A 15,059-nucleotide genomic window follows, 5' to 3' on the forward strand; every position below is an offset into this window, starting at 1 on the left:
TGCGGCATATCCGGGAGTGCCAGTCGCGATCGGCTGCACAGCGGCCCGGGTCGCTTTTCTGAGCCTCGGGAGGTGACCGGCCCCGACGGGGGTGACAGGGCCGGCCGCTCCTTGTGCCGCCGGTCCGGAGCAGGCTCGGCGGCTGCTATCAGTCAACGAGCCGAGAGAGGAAGGTGACAGGAAGAGTTCCGAGTTCGCGCCACCCCCCAACCGGAAGACTTTGCCTCTGCGTTACACAGCGCCTGGTCGGCAGCGTGCCGGCGGCGCTACTTTCAGTGGATGGAAGCGAACCTGGCCCTCAAGGGCCAGATGGATCAACTGGGACTCAAGCAAGAAGAGTTGGCGAGCCTGCTCAACAAGGCGCTGCAGGAAATCACCGGCCGCCCGGGGGACATGTCGTCGCGCACCGTACGGAACCTGCTCAACGGGTCGAGCCGTCGCCCGATCGGACGCACTTGCGCCGCACTTGAGCGTGTGTTCGGCTGCCCCGTGGCCGACTTAGGGTTCAGCGCGCCCAGCTCCATGCAACGCCCCCCGGAGGACCCCGTGCTGCGTCGAACATTCACTCTGGCCGCCGCTGGAGGAGCGGCCGCGGCCGCCGCCCCCGCCCTCAGACAACGCCGGTCCGTGGGCATGACCGACGTGGCCCGCGCCTCGGCCGCCATGGATGCCCTGGTGGAAGCCGACGACCGTACAGGCGGCCACTCATCCCTGGCGGCCCGAGCACTCAAAGAGCGCAACAAACTGCTGGAACTCCAGCAGCGCAACGCCAGCGATCGAGTCCGCCGCGCCATCTACGCACTCGCCACCGAGTACACCAACGTCGCTGCCTGGTCCTTCATCGACCTGCGCGACCTGGACTCGGCCCGGGAGCACCTGCAGGAATCATCGACGTTCGCCGGTCTGTCCCAGGACCCAGCCGTCGCGATGCATGTGTGGATCCTCATGGCCATGCGTGCCTACCAGACGAAGAACCGGCCGGAGGAACTCGCCGCGGCCCAGGCCGCCGAGGCATCCGCCGCGGCCCGCAGCGATCCGCTGTTCGCCTCCATGGGGCGCGTGCGCGTCGCCCTGGCCTACTCCTCCATGGGGGAACACACGGCCGCCCGGCGGGCGCTGGACTCGGCCCAGAACAGCCTCCGCAAGGCACCGGACGCGGAGCGGCCGCGCTGGACCGCGTTCTACCAGCCGGCGGAGCTCAACCACCTCGCGGCCAGCATCCTGAACAAGCAGGGGGAATCCGCCACCGCCGAGGCGATGGCCCACCGCGCCCTCGCCTCGCTGCCATCGGAGTTCCAGCGCAACCGCGCGATGGTCACCTGCGAGCTCGCTTTCGCCCAGCTGCGGCAGGGCGAGCCCGAACAGGCCACGGACACCGCCGCCAGCGTCTTCGCCATCATGGACGGCTCCCCGCTCCCCGGACGGATGCGGTCCCTCATCGGCGATTTCCACCGGGACCTGTTCCGGCTGGCACCGTCCACCAAGTACGCCCGCGACTGGGCAGACCGCATGCGAGATGAATGGAGTCAAGCGTGAACAGGGTGATCGACTTGCGGCACTACGCCAACGGCAGCCTCCCCGAAGGCTTCAGGCAGATGCTGATCGATGTGCACGCCGATTCCTACGCCGCGGCGATGGACGAGGAGTTCAACCAGAAGTTCCCCTGGTTCGTCGACCACTGGTCGGGCATGGACGGCTTCACGTGCGTCGTCGCCTACGACAACGGCGAGCCGACCGGCTTCGCCTACGGTGCCCCACTCCAGCCGGGCCGGGAGTGGTGGCGCTCCACCGGGTACAAGCCCGCCGGCGGGCAGGACTCGACCTACGCCGTCTCCGAGGTCATGGTGCGTCCCCAGTGGCGAAAGCAGGGAGTTTCCAGTCAGCTGCACGACGCGCTCCTGAAGGAGCGCGGCGAGGACCTAGCCGTCCTCCTAGTCGACGTCGCCCACCCGAAGGTCCAACAGCTCTACGAGGGATGGGCCTACGTGAAGGCCGGTGAGCAACGGCCCTTCGCCGACTCCCCGCTCTACGCGGTCATGGTGAAGACCTTGCAGGTCTGATTCGCCACTCCCTGGTAGGACGCAATCCGAGACCGCTCCGTCGGCCTCCGGGCGGCGGTGGAAGAGCACCGTCTCCAGAACTTGCTGCGGTACTGACTGCACAGACCCGTTGCCGTCCATCACTCACACGGTCACGCGCACTCAATAGCCTCACGTCACCTCCGGCCCGGCTGGATCAGCAATCAACTCCTCAGCATTTTCACTCACACGGTCACGTTCTGGGCCCTGGCGCTCCTTGGGGTTTCAGATGGGTGGCACGAGGCCGCCCGGGCTCTGACGGGAGTGCCGGTGACGTCCACACGAAATGCCCCATCGCCGCGGGATGCGGCGGTGGTCTTGCTGGTGGAGTGGTGCGGCTGGGTCGCCGCGGCAGTCTTCTGCGTGGGCTGCGTTCATGGCTGGTGGTGGGGTGGTGATCTGCAGGGTCTGCCGTTCATGGGGAATTCGGCAGCGCATGCCGCAGCGGGCCTTCACTGCCGGCCGTGGGCGCGGGTCCTGGCGGTGGCGCTTGGTGGCCTAGTCGTGCGTCTGGGGTGGCGGAGTGCCGCGCACCAGGTGTTCGCCGATCGAGCGGCGTGGGTGGAGCGTCGCCGGGCGTCCCGGTTTCGTCTGTCGCAGGGCGGCTGCTGATGGGCGACATCGTCACGTCCGTGTTTTCGTCCGTCGTATCCGCTGACGTGCCGAGTGCGCGGGTGCTGCACGAGGTGGCCTGGTGGCTGGGCTGGGTCGGCGGGGTGGGCGGGGTCGTGCTGGGCGGGGCCGTCCTCTGGTGGCGGCGGCGGGCCGGCCGGCTGCTCAGAACGCGGACGGCGGTCGAACTGGTGCCGTCCCAGAGCTTTGATCCGTCGCCGCAGGACATGGGACCGCACGCAGCGCGGCTCGCACGCGCCTCGCAGACCACCGAGTGGACACCTCGGCGAGTGCAGGGAATGCGACTGCGACATGGCAGCGACCGGCAGGGGCGTCTGGTGCTGCAGCTGGAGGGGCCGGCGACGTCGGCCGCGCTGATGCTGCTGCCGTCGATGCCGGGCGTTCAGGTCCGCAGCCATCGGAAGGGCCGCGGCCACGACCCAGTCGAGCGCATCACTTTTGAGGGGGCTCCTCCCCTGCCCCGGCCTGCGGCGAGCGAGCGTGTGCAGCTGGCCAAGAGCGGTGTGGAGGCGGCTTCGGGCGGGCCCGAGGCCTTGTATGTGGCGCGTGCCGAGCTGGTCCTGGCGCGCCCCGATCACAAGCGGCTGACCCCGGCCGCGCTGGATCCGGATCCGCTGCAGGTTCTCGCGGACGCGTGCGCGCAGGTCGATCCCGAGCGCGGGGAGCAGGCCGAGCTGGTTGTCGATGTCGTTCCGGTGGCGAGCCGGCGGGTGGCCGCGTGGCGGCGCCGCCTGGTGCGCCGGGCCGAGCAGCGCGGTCCGTCCGCGTATGGCGAAAGCATCGGTGCGGGCCGGCGCGGCGGATCGTGGGTGTCGACGCTGGCCGAAGGGCTCAACGGCGGCAAGCCGCTCTCCTCCAGGTCCCGGCCGTTGCCGCGGCAGAAGGACCTGGCCGATGGCGTGGGAAAGTTCCTGCCCGGGGTAGACGCACAGGTCTTCGCCGTGCAGATCCTGGTACGGGTGACCGGGACACACCCGGCGCGAGCGCAGGCTCGCCTCCACCAGGTGATGGCCGTCATGGACGCCTGGTCCGGCGAGAACTGGTGGCGGCCCGTCGGACCCCGGCGGACCGGGTGGCGGCCCTACAGCAGTGTGTGGTGGCGCCGCCGTTCCTTCGATCGCCGCTACGCCACCGGTGAATTCGCCCCGGCGCGCCGACAGTGGGTCACCAGCGAGGAACTGGCCGCGCTGTTGCGGCCGGCGACCGTGAACTGCACCGCGCAGAACGTCGTACGCACGGGCGGTACGCTCGCCCCCGCGCCGCGCGCGTTGCCGACCTGGACAGGGCAGGCCGGGGTGGTACCGCTGGGGCGGGTCACCGAGGCCGACGGCCGTACCCGTCTTGGGTGCCTTCCGCAGGCTGAGGTCTTGTTCGGGGCGTCGTTCGGCAAATCCGGTTTCGGCAAGAGCGAGCTGGCGTTGCTGCAGGCCATCACGCTCGCCTACGGCGGGCTAGGTGCGTGGTTCCTCGATCCGCACGGTGCCGCAATCAAGCGGGCGTTGCCGTACCTGACGCACCCCCGGGTCATCGGCCGTGTGCAGCTGATCGACCTGAGCGTGAAGACTCCGGGCGCGATGGTCGCGGCGTGGAATCCGCTGTCGATGGAGGGCCGGGCCGCTGAGGAGATCCAGGACGTCATCGGCGCGGTGGTGGCCGGTCTCGCGGCGGCGCAGGGCTGGGGCGACGGGGCGCCGCGAGCGCGGGCGATCCTCTCGCACGCGGTGGAGATCCTCGCGCACCTCGCGTACATGATGTGCCAGCGCGGGCGCCCTGACCTGCAACCCACCCTGTTCACGATCCCGCGCCTGCTGTCGGATGAGGAGTGGCGCGAGAGCGTCCTGGCTCAGATGCCGCTGAAGCTGCAGCAGTTCTGGCGCACCACATTCCCCAAGTACGAGGGATCGGCGGTGCCGGTGGTCACCCAGACCATCGAGCAGCTGGCCACGTCCATCTCGCTGCGGGCGTTCCTCGGCCAGCCGCGCTCCACGTACGACGCGCGTCAGGCGATGGACGAGCGGCAGATCGTGCTGCTGCGCTGCTCCGGCACGGGCAGCGGTGACCAGATCATCACGTCGTTGTTGCTGTTCGACCTGTTCCGTGCCGGGTGCTCCCGTGAGGGCATCGACCCTGATCTGCTCGCCACGCTGTTCGCGTTCGCCGACGAGCTCCGAGCGATCGACGGTGCCGCCCGCGGCTACATCGCGGCGATCCTTGAGCAGCTGCGCAAGTACGAGGTGCGGCTGATGGCGATGACGCAGATGGCGATGCGGCTGTCGGAGGAGACCCGGCTCGCGCTGATGCAGAACCAGTCGCTCCTCTCTGCCGCGGCGGCCGACATCGACGAGGCCACCTTCCTGGCAAAGCGTCTGCCGGGCGCGGATGCGCTGACGCTGACCGAGCAGCCGAAGTGGCACTACGCGGTACGAGCCACCCTGGGCGGCCGCCCGACCACCACGTTCCAGGTCGCGGGCGTCCCGGTCCACGAAGTCCTCGCTCACTACCACCACCCCGAGCGTCTCCCCCTGCTGCACAAGGCCATGGACACCGCCCTGCGGCGCCGCCCGGTGCGCACGGTCCTGGCCGACCTGGACGGAAGCGACGACGGGCGCAGGCCGGGGCGGGACGACCGCATCCTCGCCGAGCTCGGCCGCCGTCCCCAGCCTCCCAAGGCGGAGACCGACAACGATTCCGATCCCGACGGCTGCTGGCCCGATGCCGGCTCCAGTGAGGTGGCCTGATGTCCCTGGAAACCCCCGAAGCGACCGCTTCGACACGACCAGCGGGCCTGTCCCGGCTGGGGCAGAACCTGCTGCCCGCTCTGTATCAGCACCGTCTGATGGCGACCAGCCAGCTGCACCGGCTGTTCACCCCGCACGCCCGGCGGCCCGTCTATCTGCGCCAAAAGCTTCAGGAGTTGCGCGTCGGTGGCCTCGTTGACGCCACCGCCCGGCGGACCGCGCGCCGGGGGAACCCCGAGCTGCTCTGGTATCTCACCGCTCGCGGCGCTGACGCCGTTGCCTACGATCCGACTCTCCCGCGACGCGGTTACCGCATCAGCCCGCAGGCCGCAGCCTCTCAACTGCAGGAGCACACACTCACGGTCGTCGATACCGGTGTCGCGTTCGTCGACTGGGCTCGTCGCCTGGGTGATGAGTGCTCGCCGCTGGACTGGGAGCCCGAGGTCGCGCACCGCATCCGTGACGGTGAGAGCCGCGGGGGCACCGAGGCGTTCATGATTGCGGACGCGGTGCTGCGCTACACCCACACCACCGCGGACGGGCGCCGGCGGATGCTCAGCTTCTTCATCGAGGTCGACCGCGCCACCATGCAGACCACCCGGCTCGCCGCCAAACTCGCCGCGTACGCCCGCTACCAGCACTATGTTCCCGCGGGCGGCAGCCGCAGCCGGAGCAGCACCCGCGAGGCCTGGCGCGACCACTACCCGGCATTCCCCCGACTGCTCATCGTGCTGACCGGCCCTTCAGACCGGGTCCTGGCCAATCGGGTCCAGGACCTGCGCGCCCTGGCCTCCGCGGATCCGCGCGTCAGCCAGCTCGCCGTCGGCGTCACCACCCTGCAGCTCCTGCAGGACAAGGGGCCGCTCGCCCCGATCGCCACCCTGCTCTCCGGTGACGCCACCCCGACCGATGTCTTCCTCAACCCGTCCGGAGGCCCCCGTGCGTGAAGTCCTGCGCGCCCTGTTCCGCAACCCCCCGCCCGCCATCCGGCCGACACGGCACGTGTGCGCGCCGTTCGTCGACACAGTGCCGCTGCCTTCCCCCCTGCTCACGGAGCTGATAGCCCTGCGGATGCATACCCGTCACCTCGGCTGGCTCAGCAGCCGTGAGAAATGCCCCGATCAGTATCGGCGCCTGGCCCGCGCCGTCCTGCGGGACGTTCTGGATGGATGGCGTGCCCAGACGGACGGTGACGGGTCCCTCGAAGATCTCACCGCTACGTCCACGCATGTCCGCGGTGAGGTCGGGCCGTCGGCTCCTGGACGAGTGAGTCGCGCCGAGCGGGAACATCTGCGGAACGACACGGTGACGGATGGCTCACTCAGTCGCCCACGGTCACTTGACTGCTGACCGAGGTGACCGAGGTGACCGAGGTGACCGAGCCAGCGTCTTCCCGCTCTTTGCGAGGGCGAAAGGTCTGCCGACGGTAGTCACACCGGGCGCCGTTCGGGCGGCCGAGCGGATCCAGGGTCTGGGCTTCGCACACCTAGGCAGCTCCATTCCGGCGGATCCGGAGTTCGCCGTCGTTCCGCTCTGGTGGATTGAGGACAGTAGTACCGGCATGCCGGTACGTTTACCGGCCTGGATGCTCCAGTTCACCAGATCGCGGCGCCTCTTGAGCATGAGCCCATTGCCTTGCCGACGAGTCGACAATGGGAGGCTGCTTCAACTCAAAAGAGGATGAGTCATCAATTTCAGTGAAGGCCTTGGGAAGTCACACGTGAAGGCATCCAGGAATGTTCCGGTATGCCCCTCCTGCGGCTATTTCAACTGCCGGAACGGGGTGGGTTGATGGCGGCACTTTGCGTAAGGTATGAGACCAGACCAGAGGGTTGGTTTCTGCGCGCGAAGACCTACACGTCGCCGCGCATCACTGACACACAGGCTAGGAGACGTTGTGGCATATGCAGGAGGAGGGCTCACGGCATCGCGAGCACGGACCAAGTCTGCTCGCGTTCGCAATCGGAATCACTCCAGGAGTGCTTCTCTGGTTCTCGTCGCCAGCGTGCTGACCCTGGGCTCCGCCTGCGGCAACGGCGACACGTCGGATTCCTCAGAAGGCAATACGCCGAAGAGTTCACCGCCGTCCTCCAGTCAGCCCGCCAAGCCGAAAGATCCGGGTCAAGTAGCCAAGGAACAGGCCCTAGTCACGTACGAGAAGTACTGGTCTGAGATGAAGCGCGCGTACGCGCAGTCCAGCACCGAGGGAACTGACATCGAAAAGTACGCGGGCGGCCTCGCTCTGGTCCGAGTGCAGCAGGACACCAAGGGGCTGAAGAGCGACGGACAGGCTTTCATGGGTGATCCGGTAGTCAGCAACTCCACGGTGACCCGTCTCGGCAAGACCCAGAAGGGCGCGGCCAACGCGACGATCTCCAGCTGCATCGACGTCTCGGGCTGGGACCTGGTCAACGTGGCGACCCAGAAGAAGGAGGTCATGCCCACCGACCGCCTGACCAAGTACGTCAACGTCACCAGCCTCGAACAGTGGCCGGACGGCTGGAAGGTCATCGAGAACAAGCAGGCTGGCTCGTCATGCTGAGCAGACGCGCGCTACGGGCGCTCCCCCTCGTGCCAGCCCTGATCGTCTGCGTCGGAACAGCTCACGCCGCCGACGGAACGGACGGGGCGCAGTCGTGCAAGAACGACTGGGTGTGCGTGAAGGCCAAGGATCCTGGCAAGCCGGGAAAGAAGGCGGGAACGCAGCCAGCCAGCAGGAAACCGGGCGGCAAGGCCGCCGGCGGTGTGAAGCCGCCCGAGTGCACCCCTCCGAAGAAGCTCGATCCCCAGCCGCCAGCGGTGAGTGACCTCTGGAAGGGACACGATCCGAAGGAGGGCGGAGCCGTGTACATCCGCGACTGCCGGTACTACCAGGACGGCGGCGGATCCACGATGATCACGGAGGCGGTGTACGGAGGCCCGGGTGGTGAACCGCCTGCCCCTGCCGTCGATCCTGCGGTGGTGGCACAGCAGGCCGTCGACAAGATGTTACTGAAGGGCCCGCAGATCGGGATCACTCCGAAGCCTGGCGGCAAGGGCGTGGTCGGCATGCCGGTGTACATGTGGACGAGCACGGGCGCCGAGACGTACGGCCCCAACACCGCGTCGGCGACGGCCGGGGCTGTCACGGTCACAGCGACGGCGAAGGTCAGCAGGATCGTGTGGACGATGGGTGACGGCTCCACCGTCACCTGCACCACCGCGGGCACACCGTACAAGGCGGAGTTCGGGAAGAAGGCGTCTCCTGACTGCGGCCACCGCTACACGAAGCCGTCCTCCACGACCGAGAGCGGCAAGTACCACGTCACCGCGACCTCCACCTGGACGATCGACTGGCAGGGCGGCGGCCAGAACGGCCAGCTCACCGAAGTCCGCGACAGCGCCGTGAACATCACGGTCGCCGAGGTCCAGGTCCTCAACTAACAGCGCCCCCTGAGAGGCTCTTCACCGCATGGAATCCCCCGTCGCGCCGTCGGTGCCACGTCCGGCCTCCCCGGCCCGCCCCGAGATCCCGATCACCACCACTGCCCCGGTCAAGCGGGAGCGCCGCTGGTCGGTCGCCGCCCTGTGCATCGTCCTGGCCGCAGTCGCGGGTCTGGGAGCGGCCGCCGCGGTCACCTCCGCCAGCGACCGTGCCCAGGTCCTGGCCGTTGCCCGCGACGTTCCGGCCGGCCAGGCCCTGACCGATGCGGACCTGGTCGTGGCCGAGGTAAGTGCCGACGCCGCGCTCACCCCCGTGTCGGCTGATCAGAAGGCGTCGATGGTCGGGAAGCGGGCGGCTGTTGATCTGAGGAAGGGTGGTCTGCTCACGACCTCGCAGCTCGCCCAGGGCTCTGGCCTGGGTGATGACATGCAGCAGGTCGGCGTCCAGGTCAAGCGTGGCCAGGCCCCGGCCGGCAGCCTGTCCCCCGGCGACAAGGTTCTCGCGGTCACGACTCCCGCGCAGGGCGAGCAGCAGAGCGGCAAGGACGCCGAGGCCCCGCCGTCGACCCTCAGCGCCGTGGTCGTGGCCGTGTCGCGTCCCGACGCGTCGGGCACCGTCGTGGTGAACCTCGCGGTAGGGACGACGGACGGGCCGCTTCTGGCGACCCGCGCCACCCAGGGTCGCATCGCCCTCGTGCGTGAACCGCGAGGACAGTGATCATGCCCGTAACCGCGCTCGTCTCCGCCAAGTCCTGCGGTGTCACCGCCAGCGCACTTGCACTCACTCTGGCCTCCAAGCGTCCCTCGCTGCTCGCCGAGTGCGACCCGGCCGGCGGGACCGTCAGGGCGGGCTTCTTCCAGGGCGAGGTAGGTGCCGGATACGGCCTCTATCACCTCGCAGCAGCCGAGCGCACCGGATCTGACGCCCTTGCCAACGCTTTCGCCAGCCACCTGTGGCCCATGGACGAGGCCGGCCACCGCAAGCTGCTCCCCGGGCTGACCGACCCCGCCCAGGCCGCCGCTCTGGAGCGGACCTGGCCGGCCCTGTCCGAGGTCCTGCACGTCCTGGCCGACGAGGCCGGATACGAAGTCTTCATCGACGCCGGCCGGCTCGCCCTGTCATCCGGGCAGCTGCACCCGGCGCTCACCCCGGCCCCGCTCCTGCACCGGGCCGACCTGGTACTCCTCGTTGTCCGGGGCACGGAGCAGTCGCTGACCCTGGCCCGGCACCTGATCGACCCTTTGGCCACCGAGCTCGCCGAACGGGGCACGGGTTCCGAAGCGCTCGGGCTGCTCCTCATCGAGGACGGCCCCTACCGCGCCCATCAGGTCGCCGAAGCCCTCAAAACCCCTGTCGTGGCAGCCCTTCCCTTCGACGCCGCCACCGCCGGCTACTTCACCACCGGCGGCCAGCCGCCCCGCGGCTACGGCCGAAGCCCGCTGCTGCGTCACGCGCGCACCGCCACCGAGCAGATGGAAGCGGCCGCCTCACGGCGCCGCATCCAGCAGCAGTACCCGTCCCGGCCTGCCAACCCGCACCTCGCCGGTGTCCTTCAGCGGCTGAGCGAGAGAGGGGGGCCGCCGCGTGGCTGACATCCAGCAGCGTCCCGGCGTCAACGGCCAGCCGCAGCCCATGGGACGTGAGGACATCGCAGGTCTCCTCGCGGGCCGCCTCGGCAACCACCGCCCCGCCGTCCCAACTCCCGGGCCCGCGCCCACCACTCCGGCAGCCGCCCCCCGTATGGCAGCGCACGCCGCCGCGGTGCCGCGGCTGGCCGAGCTGCCCGGTGAGATCCCGGTCGCCTGGGATGTCATCGAGGACCTCCAGGCCCAGGTCTCCCAGAAGCTCAGCGCCAACGACCCGGACAAGCTCCTTGAGGAAGCGGACCGCCGGGCCCTGGCCAAGTCCCTCGTACGTAACGCCGTCGCCGACTGGGCAGCCAAGTACGCCCAGGGCAACACCCCCCTGACCGACGCGCAGGAGACGGCGATCGGCACCGCGGTCTTCGATTCCATGTACCGCGGCGGGCGGCTGCAGTCCCTTCTGGACGAAGAGGGGGTCGAGGACGTGATGGTCGACGGGCTGCGCGCTCATGTCGAGTACCACGACCGGCCGCGACGCACCGTGGAGAAGGTCGCCGACACCCACGAAGAGCTGATCACGTGGGTCAACCGGATGGCGCGACTGTCCGGCCACGGGGAGCGGGCCCTGACCCAGGCCACCCCCATGATCGGGTTCCGCATGCCCGACGGCTCCCGCGTGACCGCCTCGCTGCTCACCACCAGGCCCTCCGTCGTCATCCGAAAGCACCGCATCCGCCAGCACGGCATCTCCGAGCTCGTTCAGTGGGGGTCGATCAACCCGCTGCTGGAGGCGTTCCTCACCTCCTGCGTCCACGCCAAGATGAACGTCCTGGTCGTCGGCGACATGGGCGCGGGCAAGACGTCGCTGCTGCGGGCGCTGGGCCGGGAGATCCCGCCCGCCGAACGCCTGGTCACCCTCGAATCCGACCGTGAGCTCTACCTGGACGAGCCGGGCCCCAAGCCCGGCCCCGTCACCTACGCGTTCGAGGCGCGGCAGTCCAACGGCGAGCGCCACGGCGGCAAACTGGCCGGCGAGGTCACCATCGGCGACATGTTCGCGACGGCCCTGCGCTACAACGCGACCCGGGTCATCGTCGGTGAGGTCCGGTCCACGGAGATCGTGCCGATGCTGCAGGCGATGTCCGCCGGCGGCTCGGGGTCGATGTGCACCCTTCACGTCCGGCGGCCGCACGCCATCATCAGCCGCCTGGTCCAGCTGTGCACCGAGGCCGGGATGGCGACCGAGGCCGCCCACCATCTCATCGCCTCCTCGATCGACGTCGTCGTCTACCTCACCTACCTGGACGAGACCGCGCTCGGCGGCAAGAAGCACCGCTACGTGTCGCACATCTACGAGATCCACGACGTCGTCGGTGAAGGCGGACGCCCCACGACCAGCGAGCTCTTTGCCCCGCACGGATCCGAGGTCCGGGCCGTGTACAAGACCATGCCGTCCTTCATCGGCGAGCTGGAGCGCACCGGCAAGTTCGCCAGGCAGTGGCTGACCGAGAACCCGCACAGCTGGTGGGGCCCGCCCCTGCAGACAGTGAGCACCCGATGACCACATCCCAACTGACGTTGGTGGCGGCCTGCTGCGCCGTCCTTTGCCTCCTGGCCGCGATGGCCGCGGTCCGTGAGTTCCGCGGCCGGGTGCCCGACCCGGTCAAGCCGGCCTCGCGGATGAGCGACCGGGTCCAGCGTGCCCGGTCTGAACTGCCGGAGAAGTGGCAGAACCGATGGCGCCACCTCGTCACGGCGGCCGCGGTCGTCGCTCTGGTGGTGTGGGCGTGGACGGGGTGGCCGGTGCATGGGCTCCTCGCCGGAGCCGCTGTGCTCGGGTTCCCGTTCATCCTGAACCCGGGCACCGCCGCGGTGCACCGCATCGACCGACTTGAGGCGCTGGGGCAGTGGCTCAACCATCTCGCCGGTGTCCACACCGCCGGAATCAGCCTGCCCCAGACGATCCGGGCCTCGGCGAAGAACGCCCCCGCACCCGTGGCCGCGAACGTACGGGCCCTGTCCGAGCGGCTCCGTTCCGGCATGGAGGCGCACCACGCGTTCGCGCTGTTCGCGGACGAGCTCGCCGACGGCGTCTCCGACCACGTGGTCCTGCTCTTCCAGAGCCACGCCGTGTACAAGGGACCAGGCCTCTCCGACGCCCTGGAGAAGCTCGCGGTCACGATTCATCAGCAGGCCGCCGACGCGCGCGACATCGAGGCCGACCGGGCCAAGGTCCGCAAATCCTCGCGCATGGTCTCGGTCGTCATCTCGATCGTCGTCGTCGGGTGCATGCTCAATGAGGGCTGGTCGGGCTGGTACCAGTCACCGCCCGGGCAGATCGTGCTGGCCGTCCTAGGCAGCATGTTCGCCTGGACTCTCTCCTGGCTGCGGCGCATCGCCCGCACCAAGCCCGACCCCCGCCTCCTGGCCCCGCTGGCCGCCACCGAAGTGCCGTCCGCGTACGGCGTCACAGCGCAGCGACCGGCCCGTCCCACTGATGTCCCCACCGGTGGAGGTCTGCGATGATCCCCGTACAGGCGGTCCTTCCCGCGGCCGCGGCCGGCGCCCTCATCGGCCTCGCCGTACGGGCCGCGTGGCCGGCCCGGCCCGACCTATCCTCCGTGCTGGACCGGCTCGACGTCAGCAAAGCTCAGACGGCGCTGCCGTCCGCGGCTCCGGCGGTCACCAACTCGCTGAGCGAACGCGTCGGGAGCCGGCTGCTGGGTGAGTTCGGCGGCCGGATCAGCCTGCCGCTCAGGGACCTGAACCTGCTGCGGATCAGCCCGGCCGAACACCTGGGCAAACGCGTGTTGTTCTCCCTGTACGGGCTGCTGTTCCCCCAGCTGATGCAGGCCTTGCTCGCGCTGGCGGGGGCGGCGTTCACCTTCACCATCCCCGCCGTGGTCTCGCTCGCCCTGGCAGCACTGTTCTGGTTCCTGCCGGGGCGGGAAGTCGCCCGGAACGCGGCAGCCGCTCGCCTCGTGGTCCGGCACGCTGCCGCCTCCTACCTGGAGCGCGTCGCGCTGGCGCGGATCGCGAACTCGGGCGCCGCCCAGTCCCTGACCGAAACCGCAGAAGTCGGCGATGGGTGGATCTTCGTCAGGATGCGGCAGGTCTTCCACCAGGCCGACCTCGCCGGCGTCACCGTGTGGGACGCCCTCAAGCAGCTCGGCGACGAGCTCGACATCCCCGAACTCACCCGCCCCGCCGACACCCTGGCCCTCGCAGGTGACGGCGCCGCCGTCTACGCCACCCTGCAGGCCCAGGCGAGGCAGCTGCGGATCGCGATGCTGTCCGACGCCAAAGCACAGGCCAACGAGGCCTCGGCGGCCATGGTCCTGCCCGTCACGTTCGGCGTCGTCCTGATGCTCGTCTTCGTCATGATCCCCCTCACTTTCACCATTCTCGTCAGCTGACCGAAGGACACAGACCGTGAACATCGAAGCACTCACCCTGCTGCTCAAGGCCCACTGGCACCAGCTCAAGGCCGCCAGGGACGAAGGACAGGGCACGACCGAGGTCGCCGTGATCACCGCCGTCGTCATCGTCGTGGCCGCCGGCGTCGCCCTGGCCATCAAGACGAAGGTGGCCGAGAAGGTCGGCATCATCAGCGGCGGCTGACACACGACCGCGACAGGCAGTCCACACGGGAAGGGGAGGGCAGGCGTGAGAACCCGGCTACGCAGATACAGGCAGCGGGCATGCGTCCGGCGGCGCGACGAACGCGGTTTCGCGAGCGTCGAATTCGCGGTACTGGCCCTGGTGGTGCTGGGGCTGGTGTTCACCACCATTCAGGTCGGCCTGTACTTCCATGCCCGCAAGGTGGCCCAGTCCGCCGCACGCCACGGCGTCGAGGCCGGGCGGACCTTCGGCTCCGGCAGCGGTGACGGTGTGGCCGAGGCGCAGTCCTTCCTCGCCCGGTTCGGGGGCAGCGTCCGAGGTGCGAGCGTGTCCTCGACGGGCAGTTCCGCCGAGGAAGTCCGCATCACCGTGTCCGGCAGCGTCGCCACGCTCGTACCCGGCCTGGAACTTCACGTCACCCAGTACGCCAACGCTCCCGTCGAACGCTGGACCACACCATGACCGCCCCCACACCACACTCGACACATTCTGCTCTGAGCGGTGACCGGGGCAGCTATTCGGTGGAGACCGCGGTCCTCGCCCCGGTCATGATCGCGCTGATGCTGCTGATGGTGGCGTCCGGCCGAGTCATCGACGCCGACGGCGCCGTCGACTCCGCTGCCCGCGCCGCTGCCCGCGCCGCCTCCCTGGAACGCGACGCCGGCAGCGCCCAGAGCAAAGCGCAGGCCGCAGCGTCGCGCAGTCTGGAGGGGGAGGGCATTACCTGCCGGGCATCCAGCGTGACGGTGGACACCGCGGGCTACTCGCTCGACATCGGGGCCGACGCCAACGTCACGGCGACGATCGCCTGCACCGCGGATCTCTCCGACATCGGTCTGCCCGGACTGCCCGGCCGCAAGACGCTCCGCGCCTCGTGGACCAGCCCGATCGACACCTACCGAGGCAGAGATCTTGGGTTCGCGAATTCTGAAGGGCAGTGGAGTGCGAGCCGAAGCAGGGAGGCTGTGCAGTGAGCGGGCGA

At 69.4% G+C, this 15,059-nt stretch carries 14 protein-coding genes; all 14 read left to right on the forward strand.

All coding sequences use genetic code 11. The features are described from left to right. Nucleotides 1-279 precede the first annotated feature (279 nt). The 14 genes from OG521_00340 (at nt 280) to OG521_00405 (ending at nt 15,051) form a co-directional block, all read left to right on the forward strand. Nucleotides 280-1,536, forward strand: coding sequence for a helix-turn-helix transcriptional regulator (locus tag OG521_00340; GenBank protein WUW19313.1), 1,257 nt, complete (start codon nt 280-282; stop codon nt 1,534-1,536). Further along, nucleotides 1,533-2,060 carry a GNAT family N-acetyltransferase gene (locus OG521_00345; protein ID WUW19314.1) on the forward strand — a complete coding sequence of 176 codons (528 nt, stop codon included), beginning with the start codon at nt 1,533-1,535 and terminating at the stop codon, nt 2,058-2,060. Before OG521_00340 ends, OG521_00345 begins: the two co-directional genes overlap by 4 nt. A gap of 629 nt (nt 2,061-2,689) precedes the next feature. Beyond that, a complete protein-coding gene (locus OG521_00350; protein WUW19315.1) occupies nt 2,690-5,449 on the forward strand; it encodes a hypothetical protein in 2,760 nt (919 codons plus the stop codon). Next, nucleotides 5,449-6,396, forward strand: coding sequence for a replication-relaxation family protein (locus OG521_00355; GenBank protein WUW19316.1), 948 nt, complete (start codon nt 5,449-5,451; stop codon nt 6,394-6,396). The genes OG521_00350 and OG521_00355 overlap by 1 nt, the downstream gene beginning before the upstream one ends. Nucleotides 6,397-7,454: 1,058 nt before the next feature. Continuing rightward, nucleotides 7,455-7,991 (forward strand): hypothetical protein, encoded by a 537-nt coding sequence (locus OG521_00360; protein WUW19317.1) that lies wholly within the window; start codon nt 7,455-7,457, stop codon nt 7,989-7,991. Beyond that, nucleotides 7,985-8,872 carry an ATP/GTP-binding protein gene (locus OG521_00365; protein ID WUW19318.1) on the forward strand — a complete coding sequence of 296 codons (888 nt, stop codon included), beginning with the start codon at nt 7,985-7,987 and terminating at the stop codon, nt 8,870-8,872. Before OG521_00360 ends, OG521_00365 begins: the two co-directional genes overlap by 7 nt. Before the next feature lie 28 nt (nt 8,873-8,900). After that, a complete protein-coding gene (locus OG521_00370; GenBank protein WUW19319.1) occupies nt 8,901-9,590 on the forward strand; it encodes an SAF domain-containing protein in 690 nt (229 codons plus the stop codon). Between the two features lie 2 nt (nt 9,591-9,592). Then, on the forward strand, nt 9,593-10,465 hold the full coding sequence (locus tag OG521_00375; protein ID WUW19320.1) for a hypothetical protein: 873 nt from the start codon (nt 9,593-9,595) through the stop codon (nt 10,463-10,465). Continuing rightward, a complete protein-coding gene (locus OG521_00380; protein WUW19321.1) occupies nt 10,458-12,017 on the forward strand; it encodes a CpaF/VirB11 family protein in 1,560 nt (519 codons plus the stop codon). The genes OG521_00375 and OG521_00380 overlap by 8 nt, the downstream gene beginning before the upstream one ends. Further along, entirely contained in the window at nt 12,014-12,982 is a 969-nt protein-coding gene (locus tag OG521_00385) for a type II secretion system F family protein (GenBank protein ID WUW19322.1), read from the forward strand. Before OG521_00380 ends, OG521_00385 begins: the two co-directional genes overlap by 4 nt. Continuing rightward, a complete protein-coding gene (locus OG521_00390; GenBank protein ID WUW19323.1) occupies nt 12,979-13,872 on the forward strand; it encodes a hypothetical protein in 894 nt (297 codons plus the stop codon). The genes OG521_00385 and OG521_00390 overlap by 4 nt, the downstream gene beginning before the upstream one ends. 16 nt (nt 13,873-13,888) lie before the next feature. After that, entirely contained in the window at nt 13,889-14,077 is a 189-nt protein-coding gene (locus tag OG521_00395; protein ID WUW19324.1) for a hypothetical protein, read from the forward strand. A 45-nt stretch (nt 14,078-14,122) separates the two neighbouring features. Beyond that, the gene (locus OG521_00400) at nt 14,123-14,539 is read left to right on the forward strand and encodes a pilus assembly protein (protein ID WUW19325.1); all 417 of its coding nucleotides are present in this window, start codon (nt 14,123-14,125) and stop codon (nt 14,537-14,539) included. Next, complete coding sequence (locus OG521_00405; GenBank protein WUW19326.1) at nt 14,536-15,051, forward strand: pilus assembly protein; 516 nt, start codon at nt 14,536-14,538, stop codon at nt 15,049-15,051. The genes OG521_00400 and OG521_00405 overlap by 4 nt, the downstream gene beginning before the upstream one ends. Nucleotides 15,052-15,059 lie beyond the last annotated feature (8 nt).

The sequence above is a fragment of the Streptomyces sp. NBC_01463 genome (assembly GCA_036227345.1).
In the GTDB taxonomy this organism is placed as follows: Bacteria; Actinomycetota; Actinomycetes; order Streptomycetales; family Streptomycetaceae; genus Streptomyces.

Bases quoted from the DNA above. Each gene is read 5' to 3' on its own strand.
- OG521_00375 (WUW19320.1), top strand. From the start codon at position 9,593: ATGCCCGTAACCGCGCTCGTCTCCGCCAAGTCCTGCGGTGTCACCGCC.
- OG521_00355 (WUW19316.1), top strand. From the start codon at position 5,449: ATGTCCCTGGAAACCCCCGAAGCGACCGCTTCGACACGACCAGCGGGC.
- OG521_00390 (WUW19323.1), top strand. From the start codon at position 12,979: ATGATCCCCGTACAGGCGGTCCTTCCCGCGGCCGCGGCCGGCGCCCTC.
- OG521_00340 (WUW19313.1), top strand. From the start codon at position 280: ATGGAAGCGAACCTGGCCCTCAAGGGCCAGATGGATCAACTGGGACTC.
- OG521_00385 (WUW19322.1), top strand. From the start codon at position 12,014: ATGACCACATCCCAACTGACGTTGGTGGCGGCCTGCTGCGCCGTCCTT.
- OG521_00350 (WUW19315.1), top strand. From the start codon at position 2,690: ATGGGCGACATCGTCACGTCCGTGTTTTCGTCCGTCGTATCCGCTGAC.
- OG521_00365 (WUW19318.1), top strand. From the start codon at position 7,985: ATGCTGAGCAGACGCGCGCTACGGGCGCTCCCCCTCGTGCCAGCCCTG.
- OG521_00405 (WUW19326.1), top strand. From the start codon at position 14,536: ATGACCGCCCCCACACCACACTCGACACATTCTGCTCTGAGCGGTGAC.
- OG521_00370 (WUW19319.1), top strand. From the start codon at position 8,901: ATGGAATCCCCCGTCGCGCCGTCGGTGCCACGTCCGGCCTCCCCGGCC.